This is a genomic window from Phaeobacter italicus (assembly GCF_001258055.1).
In the GTDB taxonomy this organism is placed as follows: Bacteria; Pseudomonadota; Alphaproteobacteria; order Rhodobacterales; family Rhodobacteraceae; genus Phaeobacter; species Phaeobacter italicus.
This window is the reverse complement of sequence record NZ_CVRM01000003.1, coordinates 60,494-86,749: the sequence shown is the minus strand read 5'-3', so window position 1 is coordinate 86,749 and position 26,256 is coordinate 60,494. Positions and strand designations below refer to the sequence as shown.

General features: G+C 60.6%; 23 protein-coding genes. 7 read left to right on the top strand and 16 right to left on the bottom strand.

Going from position 1 to position 26,256, the window contains the following annotated elements; genetic code table 11:
• The gene (ribB, locus tag NIT7645_RS01495; protein WP_008562056.1) at positions 1-1,122 is read right to left on the bottom strand and encodes a 3,4-dihydroxy-2-butanone-4-phosphate synthase; all 1,122 of its coding nucleotides are present in this window, start codon (positions 1,120-1,122) and stop codon (positions 1-3) included.
• 203 nt (positions 1,123-1,325) lie between these two features.
• Here ribB and NIT7645_RS01490 point away from each other — a divergent pair, with 203 nt between their 5' ends.
• Positions 1,326-2,378, top strand: a complete 1,053-nt coding sequence (locus NIT7645_RS01490) for a proline racemase family protein (protein ID WP_008563113.1) — start codon at positions 1,326-1,328, stop codon at positions 2,376-2,378.
• An 87-nt stretch (positions 2,379-2,465) separates the two neighbouring features.
• Here the strand turns inward: NIT7645_RS01490 and NIT7645_RS01485 are convergent, their stop codons facing one another.
• Positions 2,466-3,053, bottom strand: coding sequence for a riboflavin synthase (locus NIT7645_RS01485; protein ID WP_008561543.1), 588 nt, complete (start codon positions 3,051-3,053; stop codon positions 2,466-2,468).
• Positions 3,054-3,274: 221 nt separating this feature from the next.
• On the opposite strand from NIT7645_RS01485, the gene NIT7645_RS01480 reads away from it, so the two are divergent.
• The 3 genes from NIT7645_RS01480 to NIT7645_RS01470 all read left to right on the top strand — a co-directional run bounded on the left by NIT7645_RS01480 (position 3,275) and on the right by NIT7645_RS01470 (position 7,834).
• On the top strand, positions 3,275-4,567 hold the full coding sequence (locus NIT7645_RS01480) for a capsule polysaccharide biogenesis protein (RefSeq protein ID WP_008562031.1): 1,293 nt from the start codon (positions 3,275-3,277) through the stop codon (positions 4,565-4,567).
• 95 nt (positions 4,568-4,662) lie between these two features.
• Complete coding sequence (locus NIT7645_RS01475; RefSeq protein ID WP_008562471.1) at positions 4,663-5,799, top strand: polysaccharide biosynthesis/export family protein; 1,137 nt, start codon at positions 4,663-4,665, stop codon at positions 5,797-5,799.
• Positions 5,800-5,803: 4 nt separating this feature from the next.
• The gene (locus tag NIT7645_RS01470; RefSeq protein WP_050685809.1) at positions 5,804-7,834 is read left to right on the top strand and encodes a capsule polysaccharide biogenesis protein; all 2,031 of its coding nucleotides are present in this window, start codon (positions 5,804-5,806) and stop codon (positions 7,832-7,834) included.
• Positions 7,835-7,866: 32 nt separating this feature from the next.
• Here NIT7645_RS01470 and ribD read toward each other — a convergent pair whose 3' ends face one another.
• The 14 genes from ribD to NIT7645_RS01400 all read right to left on the bottom strand — a co-directional run bounded on the left by ribD (position 7,867) and on the right by NIT7645_RS01400 (position 23,080).
• The gene (ribD, locus tag NIT7645_RS01465; protein ID WP_278245800.1) at positions 7,867-8,967 is read right to left on the bottom strand and encodes a bifunctional diaminohydroxyphosphoribosylaminopyrimidine deaminase/5-amino-6-(5-phosphoribosylamino)uracil reductase RibD; all 1,101 of its coding nucleotides are present in this window, start codon (positions 8,965-8,967) and stop codon (positions 7,867-7,869) included.
• A complete protein-coding gene (nrdR, locus tag NIT7645_RS01460; protein WP_008561698.1) occupies positions 8,964-9,431 on the bottom strand; it encodes a transcriptional regulator NrdR in 468 nt (155 codons plus the stop codon). The genes ribD and nrdR overlap by 4 nt, the downstream gene beginning before the upstream one ends.
• 121 nt (positions 9,432-9,552) lie before the next feature.
• Positions 9,553-9,969 (bottom strand): secondary thiamine-phosphate synthase enzyme YjbQ, encoded by a 417-nt coding sequence (locus NIT7645_RS01455; protein ID WP_037302501.1) that lies wholly within the window; start codon positions 9,967-9,969, stop codon positions 9,553-9,555.
• A gap of 51 nt (positions 9,970-10,020) precedes the next feature.
• Positions 10,021-10,494, bottom strand: a complete 474-nt coding sequence (locus NIT7645_RS01450) for a hypothetical protein (RefSeq protein ID WP_008558782.1) — start codon at positions 10,492-10,494, stop codon at positions 10,021-10,023.
• Positions 10,495-10,529: 35 nt separating this feature from the next.
• Positions 10,530-10,937, bottom strand: a complete 408-nt coding sequence (locus NIT7645_RS01445) for a hypothetical protein (protein ID WP_037302502.1) — start codon at positions 10,935-10,937, stop codon at positions 10,530-10,532.
• Between the two features lie 162 nt (positions 10,938-11,099).
• Positions 11,100-11,417, bottom strand: coding sequence for a hypothetical protein (locus NIT7645_RS01440; protein WP_008559747.1), 318 nt, complete (start codon positions 11,415-11,417; stop codon positions 11,100-11,102).
• Positions 11,418-11,612: 195 nt separating this feature from the next.
• Complete coding sequence (rpoD, locus tag NIT7645_RS01435; RefSeq protein WP_008562182.1) at positions 11,613-13,598, bottom strand: RNA polymerase sigma factor RpoD; 1,986 nt, start codon at positions 13,596-13,598, stop codon at positions 11,613-11,615.
• A 131-nt stretch (positions 13,599-13,729) separates the two neighbouring features.
• Complete coding sequence (dnaG, locus tag NIT7645_RS01430) at positions 13,730-15,928, bottom strand: DNA primase (RefSeq protein WP_008563033.1); 2,199 nt, start codon at positions 15,926-15,928, stop codon at positions 13,730-13,732.
• Position 15,929: 1 nt separating this feature from the next.
• The gene (locus tag NIT7645_RS01425; RefSeq protein ID WP_008561109.1) at positions 15,930-16,268 is read right to left on the bottom strand and encodes a hypothetical protein; all 339 of its coding nucleotides are present in this window, start codon (positions 16,266-16,268) and stop codon (positions 15,930-15,932) included.
• A 37-nt stretch (positions 16,269-16,305) separates the two neighbouring features.
• Positions 16,306-16,851: a sarcosine oxidase subunit gamma gene (locus tag NIT7645_RS01420; protein WP_008562300.1), complete on the bottom strand. Its 546-nt coding sequence runs from the start codon at positions 16,849-16,851 to the stop codon at positions 16,306-16,308.
• Positions 16,844-19,765 carry a sarcosine oxidase subunit alpha family protein gene (locus tag NIT7645_RS01415; RefSeq protein ID WP_050685805.1) on the bottom strand — a complete coding sequence of 974 codons (2,922 nt, stop codon included), beginning with the start codon at positions 19,763-19,765 and terminating at the stop codon, positions 16,844-16,846. The genes NIT7645_RS01420 and NIT7645_RS01415 overlap by 8 nt, the downstream gene beginning before the upstream one ends.
• The gene (locus NIT7645_RS01410; RefSeq protein WP_008559775.1) at positions 19,765-20,037 is read right to left on the bottom strand and encodes a sarcosine oxidase subunit delta; all 273 of its coding nucleotides are present in this window, start codon (positions 20,035-20,037) and stop codon (positions 19,765-19,767) included. The genes NIT7645_RS01415 and NIT7645_RS01410 overlap by 1 nt, the downstream gene beginning before the upstream one ends.
• An 81-nt stretch (positions 20,038-20,118) precedes the next feature.
• Entirely contained in the window at positions 20,119-21,372 is a 1,254-nt protein-coding gene (locus NIT7645_RS01405) for a sarcosine oxidase subunit beta family protein (RefSeq protein WP_037302902.1), read from the bottom strand.
• 277 nt (positions 21,373-21,649) lie between these two features.
• A complete protein-coding gene (locus tag NIT7645_RS01400) occupies positions 21,650-23,080 on the bottom strand; it encodes a Glu/Leu/Phe/Val family dehydrogenase (RefSeq protein WP_008559753.1) in 1,431 nt (476 codons plus the stop codon).
• Between the two features lie 347 nt (positions 23,081-23,427).
• On the opposite strand from NIT7645_RS01400, the gene NIT7645_RS01395 reads away from it, so the two are divergent.
• Genes NIT7645_RS01395 through NIT7645_RS01385 form a run of 3 tightly spaced genes read left to right on the top strand, consistent with a single transcriptional unit; the run spans position 23,428 to position 26,255 of the window.
• A complete protein-coding gene (locus NIT7645_RS01395) occupies positions 23,428-25,095 on the top strand; it encodes a Tad domain-containing protein (RefSeq protein WP_037302503.1) in 1,668 nt (555 codons plus the stop codon).
• Complete coding sequence (locus NIT7645_RS01390) at positions 25,092-25,652, top strand: TadE/TadG family type IV pilus assembly protein (protein ID WP_008563280.1); 561 nt, start codon at positions 25,092-25,094, stop codon at positions 25,650-25,652. The genes NIT7645_RS01395 and NIT7645_RS01390 overlap by 4 nt, the downstream gene beginning before the upstream one ends.
• Before the next feature lie 3 nt (positions 25,653-25,655).
• Entirely contained in the window at positions 25,656-26,255 is a 600-nt protein-coding gene (locus NIT7645_RS01385) for a TadE/TadG family type IV pilus assembly protein (protein ID WP_008559891.1), read from the top strand.
• The last annotated feature ends 1 nt before the right edge of the window (position 26,256 follow it).

Sequence of the window (26,256 nt, the reverse complement as noted above, 5' to 3'; positions counted from 1 at the left end):
TCAAGCGTCCTTCAAAATGGGTTTGGTGCCAACAATCGTCAGCCCATAGGCGTCGAGGCCCAGATAGGTCGTCTTGGGTGAGTCGGTCAGCAGCACCAGCTCCTGAACGCCAAGATTAGACAGGATCTGGGCGCCAAGACCTGTTTGTTTGATCGTGCGCGGACCTTCGTCATCCTGCGCATAAAGTGCACTGCGCGGGGACCGGAACAGGCAGACGATGCCACGGCCTTCCTCTGCGATCAGTTCCATCGAGCGGGGCAACTGCGCGGCAGGTTTCGGCCCCAGTCCCAGCAGATCGGTCGCCTCGTGCAGCGCGTGGGTGCGGCACAGAACCGGTTCAGAGGTGGTGATGTCACCCTTGATCATGACCACATGTTCAACCCCGTGGGTCTGATCGGTGAACAGGCGCATTTCCCATTCACCACCAAACTCGGACGTGACCGTCTCGCGGGAGGTTTCAACCACCAGGTTATCATTTCGGGCACGGTAGGTGATCAAATCGCTGATGGTGCCGATTTTCATGTCATGGGTCTTGGCGAACTCTACCAGATCAGGCAGGCGGGCCATTGTACCATCTTCCTTCATGATCTCGCAGATCACGCCGGAGGGATGCAGCCCGGCGAGACGGGAAATGTCGACCGCGGCCTCGGTATGGCCTGCGCGCACCAGAACGCCGCCACGCTTTGCCCGCAGCGGAAACACGTGACCGGGGGTGGCAAGCGCCGCCATGCTGTTGTCTTCGTTGATGGCTTCGGCAATTGTCAGCGCGCGGTCAGCGGCGGAAATACCGGTAGAGACGCCTTCGCGGGCCTCAATCGACACGGTAAACGCCGTTTCGTGGCGGGAAGAGTTGTTTACGGCCATCATCGGCAGGCCCAGCCCGTCAATCCGCTCTGCGGTCATCGGCAGGCAGATCAGGCCGCGGCCATGGGTCGCCATGAAATTCACCGCAGCTGCATCCGCGAACTGCGCCGGGATCACCAGATCGCCTTCATTCTCGCGGTCCTCGTGATCGACGAGGATATACATCCGCCCCTGACGGGCCTCTTCGATGATCTCTTCGATCGGGCTGATTGCGTCACGCAACTGGGCTTCAATCGGCCCCGGTGTTTCAAAGCTCATAAAGGCAACCTTTCGGTGGGCAGCTGCAGCGCACGTGGCACTGCGGGTTGATGCAAGCCAGATACCCCACGAGGGCGGCAAATGCCAGTCCTGCAAACGGCACAGAGAAGACTGGACGCGCCATTCATCCTGTGCAGAAGTGGCATTGGATCCAATCTACACATCCCAGACGGGCAGCAGCGCCCGCTCATCGGAGAGCCCCCATGCGTGCTACACGAATTATCCAAGCCGTCGAAGCCCACGCCGAAGGAGAGCCCGGCCGCGTCATCACTGGCGGAATGCCCTTGCTGCGGGGCGGCAGCGTGTTTGAAAAGATGCAGGATATGGCCGCGCGCCACGACGACATCCGCTTGCAAATGCTGCGCGAGCCGCGTGGCAACCCGGGTCTGTGCGGCAATGCGATCGTGCCGCCTTGCCACCCGGATGCTGATGCGGGCTTCATCATCTTTGAGCAGACAGAATACCCTCCCATGTCGGGCTCCAACACCATCTGCGTTGTGACTGTCCTGCTGGAAACAGGAATCATCGAGATGCAGGAGCCGGTCACGGAGCTGACGCTGGAGGCCCCGGCCGGGCTGATCCGGGTCAAGGCCAGTTGCAAGGACGGCAAGGTCACGCGAGTGGAATTCAGGAACGTGCCCGCATTCGCCGTCCATCTGGATGCAAAGGTCGAGGTGGCGGGGCTGGGCACGGTCACTGTCGATGTGGCCTGGGGCGGCATGTTCTTTGTTCTTGCAGAGGCCGAAACGCTGGGGGTGGCGCTTGATGCTGACAACGGTGGCGAAATCGTGCGGGTGAGCGAAGCCATTCGCCATGCCACGGTCGAGCAACTGCCGGTGGTGCACCCTGAAAACCCGGCCATCACCGGGCCGACCATCACCAACCTCTGGGGCAAGCCGGTGGCCGAAGGAACAGACGGGCGCGGCGCCATCACGATTTCAACTGGCCCATTCGACCCGAACCGGCCGCAAGACGCCAGCGGTATTCTCGACCGCTCTCCCTGCGGAACAGGCACCTGCGCCAAAATGGCGGTACTGCACGCGCGCGGCCAGCTGAAGATCGGTCAGGACTATGTGAACGCAGGCCCTCTGGGGACCACGTTCACCGGTCGCATCATCGAGGAAACGACAGTCGGCCCCTACCCCGCGATCATCCCGACCCTATCCGGTCAGGGATGGATCTATGGGCTGTCCAGCTACACGCTGGACCCAACCGACCCTTTCCCGCGCGGCTATACCGTCGGGGACATGTGGTAGGCGAAAGATACCACCAGATCGCGAACCGGGGCAGGACAAAGCTGCGCAATCCGTCTGCGCGCCCGCCCCAACGTGACGCCTCTTGGCTCAGCCCGCCTCGTGCAGGCGCGCAACATAGCGCGCAAGCGTGTCGATCTCTAGGTTGACCGCATCCCCCAGCTTTACATCCCCCCAGGTGGTCACCTCTTTGGTGTGGGGGATGAAGTTGATGCCAAAGTCGGCCCCCTCAACGTCATTCACGGTCAGGGACGTCCCATTGAGAGCGACGGACCCCTTGGGAGCGATGAATTTCGCCAAGGCTGCAGGTGCGCGCAGTGTGACACGGGTGCTGTCCCCTTCATCCGCGATGTTCACCACCTCGGCAACGCCGTCCACGTGGCCAGACACGATGTGCCCGCCCAGTTCGTCACCGACCTTCAGCGCCCGTTCCAGGTTGACGCGCTTGCCCACAACCCAGCTGTCGAGATTGGTCTTTGACACGGTTTCTGCGGAAATCTGCACATCATACCAATCGTCGCCAAGGGCGATCACGGTCAGGCAGACCCCATCTGACGCGATAGAGGCGCCGATATCGATGCCCGCTGTATCGTAGCTGGTCTTGATCCGTGCACGCAGGTCGCCCTGCTGCTCCAGTTCGGCAATGGTGCCAATATCGGTGACGATCCCTGTGAACATCGGCGGGCTCCTGTCGGTTTGTTTCGCCCCACAGGTAGCCATTGCCCGCGCTGCGGGCAAGCCCCGCTGCACACAGGCGCGCGCCCTTCGGTCCGCGCGATTGCAGCAATTCCCCCACAGTTGAGTGCAGAAGGCACAACAACGCTGGAAATTCCGCTGCAATTGGAACAGGAACAGCTAAACTTCACCAAGTTTTTGTCCCAGTGGATTACGGTTCCCCCATGCCCTACGCAGACGTATCCAAGCGTTCTTTTCTGTTTCTGCAAGGTCCGCATGGGCCGTTTTTCGCGCGCCTTGGCGCCATGCTGCAATCGGCCGGGTGTTCCGTTCTTCGCGTTGGTTTCAACGCAGGCGACAGCGCGTTCTGGCGCGACCGAAGCAGCTATCACGCCTATCAGGGGCCGCAGGCGGACTGGCCTGCCCATCTTGAGGGGCTGTTGGATAAACATGCCATCAGCGATCTTGTGCTTTACGGCGACACCCGCCCGATACATGCCACCGCAGTGCAGGCTGCGCGGGCGCGGGGCATACGCGTCCATGTGTTTGAAGAGGGATATCTGCGGCCCTATTGGGTCACCTACGAACGCGAAGGATCCAACGGCAATTCGCGCCTGATGGGCACAAGCGTGACAGACATGGCCGCCGCGCTTGCCCGCTGCGACATGGAGGCGCCTTTGCCGCCATCGCACTGGGGGGACACGCGCCAGCATGTGTTCTACGGCGCGCTTTACCACGGGTTTGTCATGTTCCTGAACCAGCGCTACAGGCAGTTTCGCCCCCATCGCGCCCTGCCGGTGACGCGCGAATTTCAACTGTATTTGCGCCGTCTGATGCTGATGCCATTTCAGGCGTTAGAACGCAGGCTGGCCACCCGGCGCATCCGGAATGGGGGCTTTCCCTACCACCTCGCCCTGTTGCAACTGGAACATGACAGCGCATTTCAGGCGCATTCGCCTTTTGCCACCACGGCCGACTTTCTCGAAAAGGTTTTCGAGGGATTTGCCGAGGGTGCGCCGCGCCATCATCATCTGGTCATCAAGGCACATCCTTTGGAGGATGGCCGCGCGCCGATCCGCCGCTCTATCCGGCAACTGGCAAAGCGCCACGGGATTTGCGAACGGGTTCATTACGTCCGCGGCGGCAAACTGGCTGCCCTGCTGAACGAAGCGCGCACCGCTGTCACCGTGAATTCCACCGCAGGCCAACAGGTTCTGTGGCGCGGCATCCCGCTCAAGGTCTTTGGCAAGGCGGTCTATGACAAGCCCGAATTCGTCTCGACCCAGACGCTGGCGGACTTCTTCGCCCATCCCATGCGCCCCGATAATCGAGCCTACAAGGACTATCGCCGCTACCTTCTAGAGACCTCGCAGATTCCGGGGGGCTTTTATTCGCGCAAAGGGCGGCGCCAGTTGCTGCGTCAGGTGGTGGACATGATGCTGGCCTATGAAGATCCCTATGAGGCGCTCTTGAAGGGGACAGCGGCACCGCGGCAACAGTTGCGTGTGGTGAACTGATCCAACTCAGCCCGAAGACTGGATTTTTGCCCGCTGCTCCGCTAGCTTGGGCGCAAAAGCTAAGGCAGAACAACAACAGGTCAGGAGACCGAGCAGTGAAATCCGTTCCCGTGAAATGGGCGCGCCCGGTCGCATTTCTGACCGCGCTGACGCTGGCTGCGTCCTGTGGCCTTCCGCAAGTTGGCCCGAACAAACGCCAGATCTATGCAGGATCCGTCCAGAAAGAAGGCGATGCCTTTGTGGTGTCGGTCAATGACCGCGTGACCCGTGCGACAGCCGTCGTGCCCGCCCTTGGATTTTCAGACCAATTCCTGAGCGCAGGCAAGCTGACCTCTGATGTGATCCGCCCCGGTGACGTTCTGGGCCTGACTGTCTGGGAAAACGTCGATGACGGGCTCCTCGCCGCCGAAGCAACCAATGCAACAGTGCTGGAAGAGGTTCAGGTCGACAGCGCGGGCTTTATTTTCGTCCCCTATGCCGGACGCCTGCGCGCCTCTGGCAGCACCCCCGACCAGCTGCGCCAGACCATCACCAAAAAGCTCGAAGATCAGACCCCGGACCCGCAGGTTCAGGTGCGTCGTCTTGCCGGGGATGGGGCAACTGTCAGCCTCACGGGCGCGGTCGGCGGTCAGGGGGTCTATGCGATTGAGCGCCCCACCCGCACGCTGGCAACCATGCTGGCAAGAGCCGGTGGCGTGGTGATCGAGCCCGAAAATGCACAGGTCACAGTGATCCGTGGCGCAACCCAGGGCAAGATCTGGTTCCAGGATCTCTACAAACACCCCGAACTGGACATTGCGCTGCGTGGCGGTGACAAGATCCTCGTCGAAGAGGACAGCCGGTCGTTTACCGCCCTTGGCGCAACCAATGCACAGGCGCGGGTTCCGTTTGAAACCCAAGACCTTTCAGCGCTTGAAGCCATCGCTCAGGTTGGCGGGCTGATCTCCACCGCGTCGGACCCGACCGGTGTGTTCGTCTTTCGCAACGAACCTGCAGAAATCGCCAATCAGGTCTTGGGCCGCGATGATCTGATCGGGGCGCAGCGCATGATCTACGTGCTGAACCTCACCCAGCCCAATGGTCTGTTTGTGGCGCGCGATTTCGTCATTCGCGACGACGACACGCTCTATGTGACAGAGGCACCTTATGCGCAGTGGACCAAGACCATTTCGCTCCTTGCAAGCCCGCTCACGCCGCTAGCCAGCGTCGAAACCCTGTTTGGCGGCAGCTGATGGCATGATCATGTCGGACGAGACGACACAGGCCGGGGGCGCGCGCTCCCGGCTTTTCTTTTACAACGGTGGCTTTCTGTGGCAGCGGCGGCTGCGGCGCATCCTGTCGCTGGCGGGGCATGACCTGCGCCTTGGCAAACCCACGGCTGAGGATCTCGTGGCAGTCTGGGGCAACGCCGCAACTGCCCACCGGGGTCGCGCAATGGCCGAGGCACAGGGGTGCGCCCTGTTGCACGTCGAGGACGCCTTTCTGAGATCCATCCACCCCGGCCGCTCTGGTGAGCCACCGCTGGGTTTGCTGCTGGATCGTTCGGGTCTGCACTTTGATCCTGCGCAACCCTCCGATCTGGAAAAGATCCTGGCAGAACACCCGCTTGACGACAGCGCCTTGATGCGGCGGGCGCGGCGCGCCATTGCCCGCCTGCAGGACGCCCATCTGAGCAAATACAACGCCTACTCCCCCGACGCAGAGCCACCGGAGCCGGGATATGTTCTGGTGATCGATCAGGCCCGCGGCGATGCATCTGTCCGCGCCTCCTGCCCCCATGAGGGGACGGATATTCTGCGGTTTCAGGAGATGCTTTATTATGCGCAGGACGAAAACCCCGGCGCCCGCATCATCATCAAGACCCACCCCGAAAGTCACGCAGGTCACAGAGAGGGGTATTTCTCCCAGAAGGACGCGCAGGGCAAGGTCGAGCTGTGGGACAAACCCACCTCACCCTGGGCGCTTCTGGAGGGGGCGATTGCGGTTTACACCGTTTCCTCGCAAATGGGGTTTGAGGCTATTCTGGCAGGCCACCGGCCCCGTGTTTTCGGCCAGCCCTTCTATACCGGCTGGGGCCTCAGCGATGATCGTTTTCCCGTCACCCGCAGACAGCGCAGACTGACGCGGGCACAGCTGTTTGCGGGCGCGATGATGATTTATCCGACATGGTACAGCCCGTATGACGACCAGCTGTGCGAACTGGAAGAGGTCATCGATGCACTGGAAGCAGACGTGCGCGTGTGGCGGCAGGACCGGGCCGGCTGGATCGCGTCTGGCATGCGGCTGTGGAAACGCCCCGCACTACAGGGTTTCTTTGGCCGCCACCGACGCCTGCGCTTTTCCGACAAACCAAAGACAGCCCTCAGAAGCGGACGCAACTGGATGGTCTGGGCCAGCAAGGCCGACAAGAGCCGCCACATCGGCGCACACCGGGTCGAAGATGGGTTCCTGCGTTCGCGCGGGCTGGGCGCTGATCTGGTGCCACCCCTCTCTCTGGTTCTGGACCGGCAAGGGATTTACTACGACCCAAGCGAGCCAAGCGACCTGGAGGATCTGATCGCCGCCCGTGAAACGCTTTCCTCAGAACAGGAACGCCGCGCCGAACGGTTGATCCAGCGGCTGGTGCGCGACAGCCTGTCGAAATACAACCTCGGCGGCTCGGTGCCAGAATTGCCAAAAGGTCACAGCATTCTGGTTGTCGGCCAAGTCGCTGATGATGCCTCTGTGCGCCTGGGCAGCGAGAAGATCACCACCAACGCCCAGTTGCTGCGCGCTGCGCGGGCGGCCAATCCGGACGCCGTGTTGATCTACAAACCCCATCCCGACGTCGAAGCCGGATTGCGGGACGGGACTGTCGCGGCCGAGGGTATTGCCGATCTTGTCGTGGCTGACGCAGATCCGATGGCGTTGCTTGACAGTGTACACGAGGTCTGGACGATGACGTCCCTTCTGGGGTTTGAGGCCCTGTTGCGCGGCGTAAAGGTCACCACCGTTGGGGCGCCGTTTTATGCGGGTTGGGGACTCACCCGTGATCTGGGCCCGGTGCCTGTTGCACGCAGGCGCGCCCGCCCATCGCTGCTTGGTCTCGCGCACGCTGTCTTGATCGACTACCCCCGCTACGTCGACCCCGTAAGCGGCTTGCCCTGTCAGGTGGAGTTGGTGGCCAAACGGCTGGCAGAGGGTCAGATCCCGTCTCGCACCCATGGCAATCGGCTATTGGCCAAGGCCCAGGGGCTGCTGTCAACCTACGCGCATCTGTGGCGCTGAATGGGCGGACGGGCATTTGCCCGCCTGCCGCTTTAGCGCAGTGACCGAGCCCAGCGATGCAGCAGATCCGGCCCGATCTGGGTTTGCTCGATCAGGTCAAAGCGGGGCGCATCCGCGAGCGCCTCGTGGCCCAGGCTGCCGATTGACGACAGGCCATCCCCCCCGATGACAACGCCCGCAGTAAACCCAATCAGCTCATCCACCAGGTCCTGCTTGAGCAGAGACGCAGCAAGACCGCTGCCACCTTCGCAGAAGACCCGCGTAAGCCCAGCCTGACCCAATTGCTGCAATACATCTGCCGCCTCCAACTGCAGCCCATCAGACGCACAATGGATGAGGGTCGCGCCGACCCCTTCCCACGCGCGCAGACGGTCGGCATCTGCCCCGCTGCCGTGGCAGATCCACAAAGGAACATCCTTTGCCGTTCGCGCCAGCTGTCCCATCAGAGGCAAATCCAGGTGACGGGAGATCACAACTCTGACCGGCTGTCGGCTGATGCCCATGTCACGCACCGTCAAAGAGGGGTCATCCGCTCGCGCCGTGCCGCCGCCAACCATCACCGCATCATGACGCGCGCGCATTGCATGAACTGCCCTGCGCGCGTCGGGCCCGGTGATCCACTTGCTTTCGCCCGTTGCGGTCGCAATGCGTCCATCAAAGCTGTTGGCGAGTTTCAGCCTCACGAATGGCCGGCCCTGTTCGGTCTTGAGGAAAAAACCCGCATGATCGCGGGCAGCTTCGTCAGCGCAGATGCCTGTCGTGACCTCGATCCCTGCATCGCGCAGCATGGCAAACCCGTGCCCCGACACCCGCGGATCGCTGTCTTCGATCGCGGCAACGACACGCTTAACGCCTGCATCGATCAGAGCCTGCGCACAGGGGGGGGTCTTGCCGAAATGTGCGCAAGGCTCCAACGACACATATGCCGTGGCCCCCCGCGCCAGCGCCCCCGCACGCGCAAGGGCCTCTGGCTCGGCATGCGGTCGCCCGCCCGGCTGCGTCCAGCCACGACCGACAATGCGGCCATCCTTGACGATCACACAGCCCACCGCCGGGTTGGGCCAGCATTGCCCCTGCCCGCGCCGTCCCAAGGACAACGCAAGCGACATGTATCGAATGTCGTCCTGTCTCACTCTTCCGGCGTCACATTCGGGCGCAGCTCGTGGACAAAGTCCTCAAAATCATCGGCCGCCTGGAAGTTCTTGTAAACGCTGGCGAAGCGGACATAGGCCACGGTGTCTATCCGGGCCAGAGCCTCCATCACGATCTCACCGATCTTGTTGGAATTGATGTCGGTTTCGCCCATGCTCTCCAGCCGCCGGACAATACCCGAAATCATCTGATCAATGCGCTCAGGTTCGATCGGACGTTTTTGCATGGAAATCCGGATGGAGCGTTCAAGCTTGTCGCGGTCGAAATCCTCGCGTTTACCGTTGGATTTGATGACCACCAGATCCCGCAGTTGAACACGTTCATAGGTGGTAAAGCGTCCACCACACGCCGGGCAGAACCGGCGCCTGCGGATAGAGACGTGATCCTCTGCCGGGCGCGAATCCTTTACCTGGGTGTCGATATTTCCGCAAAACGGGCAGCGCATGTGCTGTCCCCCCTATTCCTGACCGCCTGTAAGTGGCGCGCATCTGCGCCCTTATCCACAACTATATGGCAGCCTCTAGGCTTTGGGTAGGGGCGAAATGGAACCACAAGATACCGGGGGCTCACGCGAGATGAGCGACAACATTGCGCCGGTGCGGGGCGTCGCGATGCTCAAACAGATAGATCCCCTGCCACGTCCCAAGACGCGGCTGGCCGTCAGAGACGGGGATTGTCAGGCTTACCGGCAATATGGCCGCCTTGATATGGGCTGGCATGTCATCCGGCCCCTCATAGGTATGCCGCAGATAGCGCATGGAGGGATCTGTTGCAGGCGGCACCAGCCGGGCCAGATAGGCCAACAAATCGTGCTGGACCTCCGGGTCGGCATTTTCCTGAACAAGCAGCGAGCAAGAGGTATGCTGGACAAACAACGTCAAGAGTCCACTGTCGATCCCTGCTTCCCGCACCCAATTACAAACCTGCCCTGAAAACTCGTACAGGCCCTGCCCTGTCGTTGGGATGACGAATTGTGCCTGCATGGCTGCTCCGTGCATATCTGCGGCGCTGAAGAAAGCTCTGCCCGACTGGTATCAGTTGAAGCGGCGGAAGGGAAACAGGCTGTCCTCACATTCCCCAAAGGCTGCATTGGCGCGCATGGAATATCCCGGTGTCAGGATATCTCCGACCCAATTGGCGTCATAGGGTGTGATTCCTGCAGCTTCAGGATCCAACGTGAACCGAACCGCCGATCTCGCACCCGTGGTGACACTGCGGGAAATTCCGTCAACTGCGTAGATCTTTGTCTGCCAAGACAGGCCAAGCGATTTGCGGACATAATCGCCCGCCGCGCACCAGTAATCCGGCTTGAACGCGCCTGCCCGGCCTATGACCTCAAACTGGCTTGTCCCTGCCGGAACCACCTGGAGACGGTTGACTGCGGTAAAGGCCTGGGCGGCTGCGGGCACGGCGGTAAGCACGAGCCCGCTGAGCATCACTGCGACCACCCCCCACTGTAGACCATTCATTGCGGACGCGCTGGTCTTTTTGGCCAATAGATCTGTCATGTCGGCACCTCCCATTGCCAATGTCGCTTAGCCGATCAGAACCGCCGCCGGACGATGCTGCATTTGTGATCAGCTTCCTGCACGTTCAGCCGATCGCCAACGTGAAAAGCGTTGGTCCGTGTGATGAACCGATCCGGCTTGTCACTCGGGACAGGGGTAAGCGTGAAGATCACGGTCGATGTCCGGTTGATGGCAACGCCGTCTCCCAATCCGCGCGCCACATAGATGTCCTGCCCCCAGTCGGCGCCTAGGCCGCGACGGGCGTAGTCAGCTGCTGCGCACCAATATCCGTCAAGCACCTGACCGCGAGGCGGCGCAACTTCAAAACTTCCATCGGACAAAGGGAATACACGTGCCCGGTCCGGCGTAACGTGAACGGTTTGCGCCTGGGCAAGCGGGGCGAAGGCGAATAGGGCAGCTAGAGCATATTTGAATGGTCGCATGTTTCAAATCCTGTCGGTTCAATGCTCGCCTGCGACCGAAAAATCGGCATCGCTGGCCTGAGCTATTGATAGACAGATATGAACGAGCCGAGGGATTTCCACCCAACGACCATAGGACAGGGCTCACATTCGATCACGAACCACCCTGCACTCACCCAACCATCACGCGTCCCGGCGCGATGGGAAGGGAATGATTTGCGCGCTTTCGGTTTGGGCGGCCTCGCGCGGTTGGCTCAGGGCGGTTTCAAGAACCTTCAGCGTTTCAGGGCAGGCATTCTCACCCGCCTCGGCACCAAAATGACGGCGGGCCCGGGCGCGCAGCATGTCACGGGCGACGTCGCCATCCATCTTTTCCAGCACTTCGCGTTCATTTCGCAGGATTTCGACCAGAAAGGAGTTCGCCCGGGTCAGAGCATGAAGTGACCGCAAACGCCCATCCAGAACGCCCAAGGCTTCCTGCAGGTTGCTGTGTTGCGACATATCGTGGCCTCCGGGTGGATCTGAACTCTTAACGTAGCCTTAATTTAAGAGCCCCGGCAGGCGGCAACAATTGCTCGTCTGCCTTATTGGTTAACGCCCCCTCAACACCCACCATGACTGTGGTGGCAATCCATGGACCCAAAACGAAAAAAGGGCGCCCGATGGAGCGCCCTTCTTGATGCTGGTAAATACCGCTTATTGGTCGAGGAAGCTGCGCAGTTTGCGCGAGCGGCTCGGGTGCTTCAGCTTGCGCAGCGCCTTTGCCTCGATCTGGCGGATCCGTTCGCGGGTCACGCTGAACTGCTGGCCGACTTCTTCCAGCGTGTGATCGGTGTTCATGCCGATGCCAAAACGCATCCGCAGAACCCGTTCTTCACGCGGGGTGAGCGAGGCCAGAACCCGTGTCGTGGTTTCCTTGAGGTTTTCCTGAATGGCGCTGTCGAGCGGCAGCACGGCATTCTTGTCCTCGATGAAATCGCCAAGCTGGCTGTCTTCCTCGTCCCCGATCGGGGTTTCGAGCGAGATCGGCTCCTTGGCGATCTTCATCACCTTGCGGACCTTTTCCAGCGGCATCTGCAGCTTTTCGGCCAGTTCTTCCGGCGTCGGCTCGCGGCCGATTTCGTGCAGCATCTGACGACCGGTGCGGACCAGCTTGTTGATGGTCTCGATCATGTGGACCGGAATACGGATGGTCCGGGCCTGATCCGCGATGGAGCGCGTGATTGCCTGACGGATCCACCAGGTCGCATAGGTCGAGAACTTGTATCCGCGGCGGTATTCGAACTTGTCCACCGCCTTCATCAGGCCGATGTTGCCTTCCTGAATAAGGTCAAGGAATTGCAGACCGCGGTTGGTGTATTTCTTGGCGATCGAAATAACCAGGCGCAGGTTGGCCTCGACCATTTCCTTCTTGGCCTGACGGGCTTCTTTCTCGCCCTTCTGAACCTGCTGAACGATGCGACGGAATTCCGAAATATCCAGACCCACATACTGGCCGACCTGCGCCATGTCTGCACGCAGCTCTTCGACCTTGTCGGTAGAGCGTTCGATGAACATCTGCCACCCACGACCGGGCTTTTCGCCCATGTCGGCAAGCCAGTTCGGATCCAGTTCGCGACCACGGTAGGCTTCGACGAACTCGCGACGGTTGATGCGGGCCTGGTCAGCCAGTTTCACCATCGAGCTGTCGATCTGCATGACGCGGCGGTTGATGCCGTAAAGCTGGTCGATCAACGCCTCGATACGGTTGTTGTGCAGGTGAAGACCGTTCACCAGTTCAACGATTTCCGAACGCAGGGACTGATAGATCTGCTCATCATTGTCGCTGAAAGAGCCGTCTTCGTTCAGTGTCGCAGAGATCCGGCTGTCCTGCATCTCGCTCAGCTGCGAGTAGTCAGAGGAGATCTGCTCAAGCGTGGTCAACACCTTGTCCTTCAGCGCAGCTTCCATTGCTGCGAGGGACATGTTGGCCTGCTCGTCGTCGTCATCATCGTCATCAGAGGCAATCGGGTTGCCATCTGCATCCAGCTCCGGGCCGGTATCCTTGGCAGGCTTGTTGGCAGCAACCGCCGAGGTATCGACGACCGGCTCCGCCACATCGCCATCCTCGTCCATCTGGTTGCCAAAGGTGGCTTCCAGATCGATGACATCCCGCAAAAGAATGTCTTCGGACAGAAGTTCGTCGTGCCAGATCGTGATCGCCTGGAAGGTCAGCGGGCTTTCACACAGACCCGCAATCATCGTGTTGCGGCCAGCCTCGATGCGCTTGGCAATCGCGATCTCGCCTTCGCGGCTCAGCAGCTCAACCGAGCCCATTTCGCGCAGGTACATGCGCACAGGGTCATCGGTGCGGTCCAGCTTTTCAGTCTGGGCACCTGCAACGGCGACTTCGCGGTTGCTGTCGGTCGTGACCAGGTCGGTCGAGCCTTTCTGCTCTTCCTCTTCGGCCTCTTCATCCTCGATGATGTTGATGCCCATCTCGGAGAGCATGGACATAACATCCTCGATCTGCTCCGAACTGACCTGATCCGGCGGCAGGACCTGATTGAGCTGATCGTAAGTGATGTAGCCCTTCTCTCGCGCCTCGGCGATCATCTTCTTGACCTGAGCCTGGCTCATATCGAGAGAGATTTCAGGCTCCTGATCATCAGGTTTGCGGTCGTCGGTATCTTTGGCGGCCATTCAATGCTCCTCGTAGGGGCTGGGGCGATTCGGTCTCGCGAATCATTATCGCGATCTATTGATTCGTCACCCGGTTTACCCGTTTTTCTTCTGCTCTTCCTTAGCAAAACGACCTGACTGCTGCGCAGGGGTCACTTCTTGGAGTAGCCAATACGTTCCAGAAGGGCTCCAAAGGCGTCCCGTTCCTCCCGGTTCAGACGCGCCCCGTTCTCCCCCACATCATACTGTGCGCGGTCCTCGTTCTCGCTGCGCACTGCCTTATTTCGCGCCTCAGCCGCCTGGCCCAGACGCCAGGTCACAGCCTCATCTGCAAGGCCGCTCAGGTCCTCTTCGGCCTCGGCAAGTTCTGCATCAAGGCCCCGGCTGGCTTCCAGCTTGGCAAATTCTTCGGCAAGCGTCAGGCTTGCGGTTTCCACATCGCCGGGTCTGCGCAGGCAGGGCATGATTGCCACATGGCGTAGCGCGAAGAGGTTTTCAAGAGCATGCGCTCCGGCCGCCGCATCAATTTCCTCTTTAAGGCGATCCGGTGCATCAATGCCATGGCGCAGCACCAGATCCCGCAGAAGCGCATGATCTGACCCGACACAGGCCATCCGTTCCAGGTTGGCCTCAAACTGCGCAATCACGGCTGGTGTGGTGATGACCGTCGCAAGGATCACTGCCTCACGGACCCGCACCAGAGATTCCTCGCTCCCCCCCGCCAAAAGCGAGTTGCGCGTGGTTTGCAGCGGCGTTGGCGGCGCGTTCTTTCCACGCCAGGGCGGACGTCCTCCATCACGAAAGCCTCCGCCCTTGCGGCCTGAATACCCGCCCGAAGGGGCATTGCCCCCCTGCCCCTGACGAACCGGGGGCCGCGTATCCTGTGGTACTGACGGCGGCGCATCAAAGCCGGGATCAAACGCAGGCGCTGGGTCATAGCCCATGTCATAGCCCGGATCGGGATCATAGCCGTTGTCATACCCCGGATCATATCCCGCTTCCGGCATCGGCGGATAATCTGGTGCCACATCCTGAGCGGGGCTGCGCATCTCGTCGCGGGGACGCCCACCGCGAAAGAGTTCCCAGCGCATGTCCTGAATATCTTCGCCGTAGTGGCGGCGAATGGACGGATCCCGGATCAGACGAATCTTGTCGCGCAACGCTTTATCGAGCGCGGCCTTGCGTTCGGGGCTGTCAAAAACTTTGCCCTCAGTCTCGCGCTGCCACAGGAGTTTCACCATCGGCATGGCCTGGTCCAGAACAGCCTGAACGGCCTCAGGCCCTTCACTGCGGATCAGATCGTCGGGGTCCTTGCCTTCGGGCATCAGCGCAAAGCGCAGCGATTTACCTGCCTCCAGCAAGGGCAGCGCCAGATCAATCAGCCGCATCGCTGCGCGCAGGCCTGCCTTGTCACCATCAAGCGCGATGATCGGCTCATCCGCGATCCGCCAGAGCATATGCAGCTGATGTTCGGTGATCGCCGTTCCAAGCGGGGCCACTGAGGCGGCAAACCCACCCTCTGACAGCGCGATCACATCCATGTAGCCCTCGGCCACCAAAAGCTGGCCGGTCTTGCCGGATGCGGTGCGTGCGGGGCCGTGATTGTAGAGACTGCGCCCCTTGTCAAACAACGCGGTTTCCGGCGAGTTCAGGTATTTCGCGTTGTCATTTGGGTCCATCGCCCGCCCGCCAAAGGCAATGGCGCGGCCACGGGCATCGCGGATCGGGAACATGATCCGGTTACGGAAAGTGTCATAGGGTTTGCCACCCTTGTTCGACGGTTTCGCAAGACCCGCCCCAAGGATCAGCTCTTCGGGGACACCCTTGCCACGCAGGGCATCCCAGAGGTTCTGCCACCCGTCCGGGGCAAATCCGATTTCCCACCGGTCCTGCGCCTCGGGGCTGAGCCCCCGGCGGGCCAGATAGCTGCGCGCCTCTTCAGCCTGGCGCGTTTTCAGCTGCATCCGGAAAAAGCGCACCGCCTGTTCCATGACCTCGGCCAGCTGGCTGCGATGGTCCTGTTTCTGCTGGGCGCGAGGGTCGCGGGCGGGCATTTCCATCCCCGCCTCCTGGGCAAGGATTTCGACCGCTTCCATGAAGCCCACATTCTCGGTTTCCTGAATGAACTTCAGCGCATCGCCTTTGGCATGACAGCCAAAGCAATAATAAAACCCCTTGCGGTCATCGACGTGAAAGCTGGCGGTTTTTTCATGGTGGAACGGGCATGGTGACCACATGTCCCCCTTGCCCTGATTGGATTTGCGCTGATCCCACATGACTTTGCGCCCGACAACCTGCGTAAGGCTGACGCGTGTGCGCAATTCATCAAGAAATCCGGGCGGCAGAGACATGTCAGTTGCTTTGTAGCTGCTTTTTCATTTCCTGGATCTGGTCCCAGTTTTCCAGGCACTGCTGTTCCAGAATGGCACCGAAATCGTTCTTGCGCAGGTCGCGTTTGCGCAGGCTGTAGATATGCGCGCTCAATTGCGGCAGGGCGTTGCTGTATTGATCCGGCCACTCAGGCGAGGCTGCCAGAATCGTCTCAACGACCTCATCCTGCTTCACGCCATCCAGGCGCGCTTGCTGGACCGCAGCCATGACCTGCCCTTGATACTTGCAGCTTTCTTCTTTGTTTTCAGCGGCGTAGGCCGGCGCTGCCAAGACAATAGCAACAAGCGCATGACGGATCATGAATCGGGCTCCCGGAATCAGTTGGTGATCCCCAAGATTACCCCCGTGCCGCGACAGCTTCCATCGCTGTTTTCACATCTTCCACCAGGGTTTCCGCCATAGAGCGAAACACCATGATCTGAAATGATGCAGGCCCAAGACGCGTGATCGATGCCATCATGTGGCGCAGGTCGCACCGTGCCGTATGCCCCCGCTTGAACACAGAAGGACGCAAATCCACCGGACACAAACGGGCCAGTGCGTCCTCAGCCCCCGCACCGCTCAGCTGAACAACGGCCCAACCATCGCTTTGGTCGACCAGCGCCGCGTGATCCGAGAGCCCGCGATCAGGGGCAGCGCCTGACAGCAGCGCCATGTCCCGCCCAAACCACAGCAACCGAACCCCCGCCTTTGCGGTGCTGCGGTTGGGTTTGGGCCAGCGCAGACCATAGCGCGCCTCCAACGCCGCCGACAACGCATCCCTGCACCCCTCGTAAGGAGACAGCGTGGTCATCACCGTTGGCGCGACCTCGCTCAGTGTCAGCGCCCCAACTGTCAGCGGCAGCAGATCCGCACAGGGTGTCTTTGCGCTCAGCTCAACCACGGGCTCTCTCCCCCTCCGGATCAAAGAACACCGGCTCCACGATGTCACAGATCACATCCAACCCAGCCGTGTGATCCACCATACGGATCGGATCCCCAATCCGGTCAGGCCCCGATTTTATCAATGCCAACCCGATCATATGCCCCAAAGTGGGCGAATGCCCGACCGAGGTCACATAGCCCTGATCGTTCTTTCGCTCCACGCTGTCGTCGGGGTCAAACAGATGCGCGCCTGCGCTCAGCCGCTCTCCCGGATCAGTTGGCCTGATCCCGACAAGTCGCATGCGGTCGCGCGCAACGAGCCCCTCTCGCCCTGCCATGACCTGTCCCACGCAGGGCGCATCGGGGTTCATCATTTCCTCCAGCCCCAGATCATGCAACGAGGCGGTCCCATTGATCTCTGCGTGGGTGAGAAACCCCTTTTCAAGGCGCAGCACATTCAGGGCCTCCAATCCATAAGGACCGCCGCCCACGGCCTCTGCTCTCTCCAGCAGCAGCCGGAACAGGCTCTCTCCATAGCGCGAGGGCACTGCCAGCTCATAGGCTTCCTCTCCCGAAAAGGAGATCCGGAACAGCCGCGCCATGACATCACCCAGCTGCAGTTGCCCGCAGGACATAAAGGGCCAGTCAGACGGCACAAACCCGGCGCCAGCCAGATCCTGCAACAGCGCGCGCGCCTTGGGACCTGCGATGGAAAACTGCGCCCATTGTTCGGTCACAGAACTGATACGGACATTCCACTGCGGCTGCAGCACCTGCGTGACAAATTCCAGATGCGCCATCGCCTGACCGGCTGCCGCAGTGGTGGTGGTCATCACATAGTGGTTCTCTCCCAGGCAGGCCGTTGTGCCGTCATCCATCACAAACCCGTCTTCCCGCAGCATCAGCCCATATCGGACGCGACCGGGTGCGAGTTTGGAAAAACGGTTCACATAGACATACTCCAGCAGTCGCGCAGCATCTGGCCCCTGAATGTCGATCTTGCCAAGGGTCGACACATCCGCAATCCCGACCGCATTGCGAACATATCCCACTTCGCGGTCGCAGGATTGTCGCCAACTGGTCTCGCCCGGTTTGGGAAAATAGCTGGCACGATACCACAGCCCGACCTCCATCATGGTCGCGCCGCGTTCTTCCGCCACCTGATGCGAGCTCAGCATCCGGCGCGGCGCAAACCCCATGCCCGTTGCCCCGGCCCCCATCGCCCCAAGAGCAACCGGCACAAAAGGCGGACGAAAGGTGGTGGTGCCGGTTTCAGCAATCGACCGGTCCGTGGCCTCAGCTAGCACCGCCAGCGCCACCACGTTTGAGCTTTTGCCCTGATCCGTTGCCATGCCTTGCGTCGTGTAGCGCTTCATATGCTCAACAGAGCGAAAGTTCTCCGCGGCCGACTGGCAGATATCCTTGACCGTCACGTCATTTTGGAAATCGACCCAGGCCCGGCCACGCCCTGGCACCGACCAAAGCGGTTGGATGCCATAGCTGTCTGCCTCGGCCTTTGGAACATCCGCAGGTCCCGCTGACTTGCCCAACGCCTTCAGCGCCCGCAGCGCCGCGTCGGCACCATCCTGCAACGCCTGAGCGGTGCTGAACCTGCCCCGGCAGGCGCCTGCCGGATCCAGCCCCGGCACTGCGTCAGGCTCCGGAATGAAACAGGCCAGATCCCGTCTCCAGCGGGGGCGTGCGTTCAGATGGCAGGTCAGATGCAGCGTCGGGTTCCAGCCACCAGACATGGCCAGACAATCGGTCTGCAGCTTCTCTTCCCCTCCGACAGAGCGCAGGGTGATGCTCTCCAACCTGCGTCGACCCGAGGCATTGCAGACTGTTGCGCCCCGGATCACCCGGAACAGATCACTTTGCGGCGCGTCATGGCGGCTGTCGATCACGGCGGCAACATGGACGCCCGCCGCCACCAGATCACGCGCGGTGCGATGGGCGTGATCGTTGTTGGCAAAAACACTGACCCGTTCGCCGGGTGCAACGCCCCAGCGATTGAGATAGCTGCGTACGGCACCGGCCATCATGATCCCCGGCCGGTCGTTGTTGGCAAAGGCAATCGGGCGTTCCAGCGCGCCGGTGGCAAGGATCGCGCGTTTGGCCATCAAGCGCCAGAAACACGCCCGCCCTGCTCTGCCTGATGACTGCGGCACCATCTCCAGGGCGGCATAGGTGCCCTGGTCATAGACGCCAGTTACGGTGGTCCGCGCCATGCGCCGGACATTGTCGCAACTGTCCAGTTCGGCAACTGTCGCATCGATCCATGCCTGCGCAGGGGCATCTGCGATGGTGTCACGCTCGCTTTGCAACCGTCCCCCCGGTGTCACATCTTCGTCGCACAGGATCACGTCAAGCCCAGCACGCGCAGCAGTCAGTGCCGCCATCAACCCGGCAGGCCCCGCCCCGACCACCAAGAGATCACAGAAACCAAAGGCCTTTTCATAAGCGGCATCATCCGGTGCCCCCGACAAGGCACCAAGCCCTGCCGCCCTTCGGATCAGGGGTTCATACAACCGCTCCCAGAATTCGGCCGGCCACATGAAGGTCTTGTAATAAAACCCGGCCCCCAGAAACGGAGCCGCCAGATCGTTGAGCGCCATCACATCAAAACCAACCGACGGCCAGCAGTTCTGGCTCCGGGCTGACAGCCCCTCAAACAGGGGCAAGGTGGTTGCGCGGACATTCGGCTCTTGCTGCGCTCCCTCCCCCAGAGTGACAAGCGCGTTGGGCTCTTCGCTGCCTGCTGTCAGAATGCCGCGAGGGCGGTGGTATTTGAACGATCGCCCAACAAGGTGAATGCCATTGGCCAGAAGGGCCGCAGCAAGCGGTTCACCATCTCGCCCACGAAGAGCCTGCCCGTTGAATGTAAATCCGACCTCGCGCGCCTCGCCCGATTGGCCCCACCCGGAAATCCGCATCACGCCGAACCCCCATCTGCATCTTCTGGCTTGGCCAGCGCACTGGCGAGCATCACATGGCTTACGGTATCGCGGCGGACGCGGATCCAGCTGCCACAGCCCTGCTGGTGATGCCACCATTCCTCTAGAGGCCCGGCAGGGTTTTGGCGCAGGTGGACATGGCTATGCCAGGCCTCGGCGCCGTCATCTGCGGCAGGCGCATCCAGCGCGGCCCCGCGATATGTGAACTCCCGGCGATCGCGCTCGCCACACAAGGGACAGGTGATCCTCATCTCCGCCGCCCTTTCACCTTTCCAGAAATACTCATTTCACACCGCAGGCCCGCCACCTTGGCCAGCAGTCGGCCCGTATCATCAGTGCAGATTATGTTGCGCACCCGTCGCCTCCTCATCCATGAGGCCACGGCCTGTTTCAAACCGGTCCAGACGGAACCCGGCCGCAGCATCATGCGGCCTGCCCGTTGCGATCAGATGCGCGTAGCACTGGCCAGAGGCAGGCGTCGCCTTGAAGCCGCCGTAGCACCACCCTGCGTTCAGATAGAGCCCCTCGATGGGCGTACGGTCGATGATGGGTGACCCATCTGGCGTCATGTCCATGATACCCCCCCAGCCGCGCAGCAGCTTGGCCTTGCCGATTGCAGGCATCATGGCCATGCAGGCCTCCATCGTGTGTTCCACCATCGGCAGGTTGCCCCGCGCGGCGTAGGACGCATAGAGATCGAGATAGCTGCCAAAAACCAGCCCCCCCTTGTCGGACTGGCTGATATAGAGATGCCCCTCGGCAAAGGTGATCACGTGGTCAATGATCGGCTTCAGCCCCTCGGTTACGAAGGCCTGCAAAACGTAGCTTTCGATCGGCAGGGTCAACCCCGCCAGGGCAGCCACCTGACTGGACCGGCCGGCAGCGGCCATTGCGACGGTTTTGGCGCGAATGGTTCCGCGCCCTGTTTCCACGCCCGTGACGCGCCCACCCTCGGTGCGGATGCCCGTCACCTCGCAATTCTGGATCAGGTCCACGCCGCGCAGGTCGGCCGCCCGCGCAAACCCCCAGGCCACCGCATCATGACGCGCGGTGCCAGCCCGTCTTTGCAGCAATGCCCCCTGGATCGGAAAGCGATTGCCGTCATAATTGAGCTGGGGAACCATGTCGCGCAGCTGGGCGCGGGTCAGGATTTCGGCGTCATCCCCCTGATTGATGATCGCATTGGCCCGACGCACCGCCGCATCGCGCTGCGCGTCATTGTGAAAGACATTCAGGATACCGCGCTGAGACATCATCGCGTTGTAGTTCAGATCCTGTTCCAGCCCCTCCCAGAGTTTCAGGGAATGCGAATAGAACTCTGAGTTGCCGGGCAGATAGTAATTGGCCCGCACAATGGTGGTGTTGCGCCCGACATTGCCGCCCCCAAGATAGCCACGCTCCAACACCGCTATGTTGGTCATGCCGTGGTCTTTGGCGAGATAATACGCCGTTGCCAGCCCGTGGCCTCCACCGCCAATGATCACGGCGTCGTACTCTGCCTTGGGGTCCGGGTCGCGCCAGTGTGGCCCCCAGCCCCTGTTGCCGCTCAAGCCCTCGCGCAGAACGCGCCATCCTGAAAATCGCATGACCACCCCCAGTGCGTCCGTGCCTGCCGGACGGATCGTTCCATTCAGTCTGACCGCAATGCGCCACGCTTTCCAGTCCCAAGAGCGCAGCGGAGCAGATTGCGTCTGCGCCCCCTTAACGGACACATATGTCCAGTACTATGCGCAGGGCGGCGTCGCCAAGCAAGCCAAAGGACCACATGACGAAAGGAAAACAAAAAAGGGAGCCAGGTTTTCCCGCCTCCCCTTCGATCTCTTGTCGCTTTGCCCGCGTGAAACCGCGCGGGCAGCCTGTCGATCAGAGCCCTTTGGCGCGGTAGCTCTTGGCCACCTTGTCAATCGACACAAGATAGGCCGCTGTGCGCAGATCCGTGACATCATCGCGGCTGTGCCAGACTTCGCGCATGGACTGGTAGGCCGTGCGCATGGTGTCATCGAGACCAGAGCGCACCAGTTCCAGTTCATCCGCGCCACGCAGGTAGCGTTCCTTGAACTTCGGATCCAGCGTCCAGGTTTTGCCAAGGCTTTCGGACAGCGCTTCCAGTTCGTCCACGACAAGCTGGTGACGTGCCTCTTCCTGACGGCGCTGCATCCGGCCAAAGCGGATATGCGAAAGGTTCTTGACCCACTCAAAGTAAGACACGGTCACACCACCGGCGTTGGCGTACATGTCAGGAATGATCACACAGCCTTTTTCGCGCAGGATTTCATCTGCACCCGCGGTCACCGGGCCATTTGCAGCCTCAATGATTAGACGGGCCTTGATGTTTGCCGCATTGGAGAGGTTGATCACCCCTTCAAGCGCCGCCGGGATCAGGATGTCGCAGTCTTCTTCCAGCAGCACCGCGCCATTTTCGACGTAGCGCGCGTTTGGATAGCCCGTGACACCGCCGTGGTTTGCGATCCACTGATGAACCGCCTCGATATCGAGCCCGTTTTCATCAATCAGCCCCCCGTCCCGTTCAATCACCGCGGTGATCTTGGCACCGTCCTCGGACATCAGGAATTTGGCCGCGTGATAGCCCACGTTGCCAAGCCCCTGAACGATGACCCGCTTGCCATCCAGCTTCCCTTCAAGATTGGCAGCCGCCACATCCTCGGGGTTGCGGAAGAACTCGCGCAGCGCATATTGCACGCCCCGGCCCGTTGCTTCGACGCGGCCAGCAATGCCGCCGGCATTCAGCGGTTTGCCCGTCACACAGGCGCGCGCGTTGATATCAGTGGTGTTCATGCGGGCGTATTGGTCCGCGATCCACGCCATCTCCCGTTCGCCGGTCCCCATATCAGGGGCCGGAACGTTCTGAGAGGGGTTGATCAGGTCACGCTTGGCCAGCTCATAGGCAAAGCGGCGGGTGATCAATTCCAGCTCGTGCTCTTCGTATTGGCGCGGATCAATGCACAAGCCCCCCTTGGAGCCCCCGAACGGCGCCTCAACCAGCGCGCATTTATAGGTCATCAGCGCCGCCAGCGCCTCCACCTCGTCCTGGTTCACCCCCATCGCGTAGCGGATGCCACCCTTGACCGGCTCCATATGCTCCGAGTGAACCGAGCGGTAACCGGTGAATGTCTGAATGCCCCCGCGCAAGCGCACACCAAACCGCACGGTGTAAGTTGCGTTACAAACCCGGATCTTTTCCTCCAGTCCCGGCGGCAGGTCCATCAGGGCCACCGCCCGGTTGAACATCAGGTCAACACTCTGGCGAAAACTGGGTTCTGTTGCACTGCTCATAAACTCTACTCCGTGCTTCTGCATCGACTCAGGATAGTGTGAGGACACTATGACCACAGGATTAAGAAGGTGCGACCTTTTTGACCATTCCCAAACGAAAAGAATCAAATTTAGGCAAATTCATCTCCTGCACGATTCACCGAGTCGCCCGCCACCCGCCCGCTGTTGACAAATAAGGAACAACAGCCCGGGCGCATCCTGAATTGCCCCTGCAGATAGATACAATCCTCAATATTTCAACGGTATCGCGCCCCAATTCCGCCATGTTCATCAAGCATTAAGAAGTGTGAAATTCCGTTATCAGAAGGCGCCTCACCGGGGGGTCCGGCGACTGGGGGTTCAGGAAAATGAGTGTGTGTTTTGACAAGATGGCCGTCGCCTCGCGACGGGCTGCCCTGAAGGCTTCGACCCGGATTCGAGAGTTCCGGAGCGACGAGTCTGGCGTGCTTCTCAAACCCATGATTGCGTTTCTTCTGTCGATGGTCGCGGTGGGTGGCATCGGCATTGATCTGATGCGCATGGAACGGGACCGCACGATCCTGCAATACACGCTTGACCGCGCCGTTCTTGCCGCTGCCGACCTCGACCAGCCGCTGCCGCCGGATGTCGTGGTGCAGGACTATCTGAACAAGGCCAACCTCAGCGAATATTACCAGCCGCCAATTGCAGAGACAGGCATCGGCTACAAACGTGTCGAGAGCACGATCGACACCACCTTTGAAACCCAGTGGCTGGACTTCTCTGGCGGGCAGGACATGCCGCTTTATGCCAACTCCCGTGCAGAAGAGAGCATCGACGGGCTGGAGATCTCGCTTGTGCTGGATGTTTCGGGCTCGATGAACTCCAACAGCCGCCTCTACAACCTCAAGAACGCGGCGCGGGATTTCATCGATACGATGGTGGCCAACACCGCCGACAACAAAATGTCGGTGTCGATTGTTCCTTACGCCACCCAGGTCAGCCTGCCCAAGGACATGCTCGATCAGTACAATGTGACGGATGAGCACGAGTATTCGAACTGCGTGAACTTCACCGGCACCCATTTTACATCGACCGGCCTGTCCACGACCGCGAGCCTCAATCGCACCATGCATTTCACCCCGTGGTGGAGCGGTGACGCGCGCCCCTCCAACGGCCTGATCCAATACCCGGTGTGCGATGAACGCGCCCACCGCGAAGTCATGCCGTTTCAAAAGGATGCAAACCGGCTGAAAGACTTCATCCAGAATCTTCAGGCCTGGGGAAACACCTCGATTGATGTGGGTATGAAATGGGGCACCGTCCTGCTTGACCCATCTGCCCAGCCGGTGATCAGCGCTCTGACCTCCAGCAGCGTCAATGTTCCGGGTGTATTCGCCGACCGACCCGCCGCGTACAATGATACGGAAACGGTCAAGGTGATTGTTCTGATGACCGATGGCCAGAACACATCCCAATATTATGTCGAAAGCGACCATCGCGGCGGCAATGCGCCCGTGTTCTACAATTCCGCCGCCTCAAGCGACAAGGCGCGGTATTCGACATACAACCCGGGCAACCAGCGGTACTACTGGGACAAAATGAACCGTTGGGAAGACCACGCCTATGGCCAGGGCGAATATCGCGAATGCGGCTACTACAACTGCTGGTGGCAGGACGAACAGGGCACCCCTGCGACCGTCACCCAGCTGACCCATGCCGAACTGTTTGCCCGCACGTCACTGCGCTATGTCTATCAGCGGCTGTTTGCCGACTGGATGGGCAACAGTGCAGCAAAAAATTCCTGGTATTACGGTGTGTATGACAGCTGGGGAACCAGCACCAAAAACGCCCGCACAAAGGCGATCTGCGATGCCGCAAAGGCGCGCGGCATCGTGGTCTACACGATCGGCTTTGAAGCCCCATCCGGCGGTGTCTCGGTCCTCAAGGACTGCGCGAGCTCTGACGCTCACTACTTCGATGTCCAGGGACTGGAAATCAGCGACGCCTTTGCCTCGATCGCGACGTCGATCCGCCAGCTGAGGCTGACCCAATGATTGCGCGCTATCTCTCCTCTTGTGCCACTCGCGCTTTGACCGGGTTGCGCCGGTTTCGCCAGCGCGAGGATGGAACGGCCACGATCGAATTCGCAATCGTCATCCCCGCCTTTCTGTTCCTGTTGATGAATACGGTTGAGCTGGGATTGATCACCATTCAGCAGTCAATGCTGGAGCGGGCGCTGGATCAGACCGTGCGCGATCTGCGTCTGGGAACGGGGGCTGCGCAACAGCACAACGAGATCCGTGACGCCGTGTGCCAGCGCTCTCCCTTCATCCGCAATTGCGAAACCTCGCTGCGGCTGGAAATGGTGCAGGTGGATCCTTTTGCCTGGACACCAATCAACCCAGAGCCCGACTGCATCAACCGCATCGAAGACGTCCAGCCAGTGCGCGCCTTCATCAATGGCGATTCCAACGACCTGATGTTCATCCGCGCCTGCCTCTCCTTCAAACCAGCGTTCCCACATTGGGGACTGGCAGACGACATGGATACGGATGTGGACGGCCGGATCCGCCTGTATGCGACCTCTGCCTTTGTTCAGGAGCCTCGGTAAACCATGCTGACGTCTCTACGCACCCTGTTTCGCCGCTATCGTCGTGACACTGACGGCTCTGTTTCGGTAGAGTTCGCCTTCTACATGCCCCTTCTGCTGGGTGTGTTTGCCGCGATCTATACCTATTTCGACGCCTTCCGTCAGGAGAGCGCAAACCTCAAGGCCGCCTACACCATTTCCGACCTCATCTCGCGGGAGACGGTGACGCTGAACGAAACCTACATCGACAGCATGCACGAACTCGCTCAGCTGCTGATCCGGGTCGACTCTTCAATCTCGTTGCGCATCTCGGTGATCCGCTGGGACGAGGATGACAACCGCTACTATGTGGACTGGTCCAAGGTCCGGGGCGGTCAGTTTGTCGAATGGCAGGACGTCACCATCCAGACCGTGAAGGACAACCTGCCTTCCATGCCCGACCAAGAGCGTGTCATTCTGGTTGAAACACGCAACGACATCGAACCGGCCTTTCGGGTTGGCCTGCCAAATATGGATATTCAGAACTTCGTGTTCACGCGCCCCCGCTTTGCCCCACAGGTGAAGTTTGAAGGTCAGGACGGCTCCGGCGGCAGCCATGATGACAGCACACCGTCAACGGACTGAT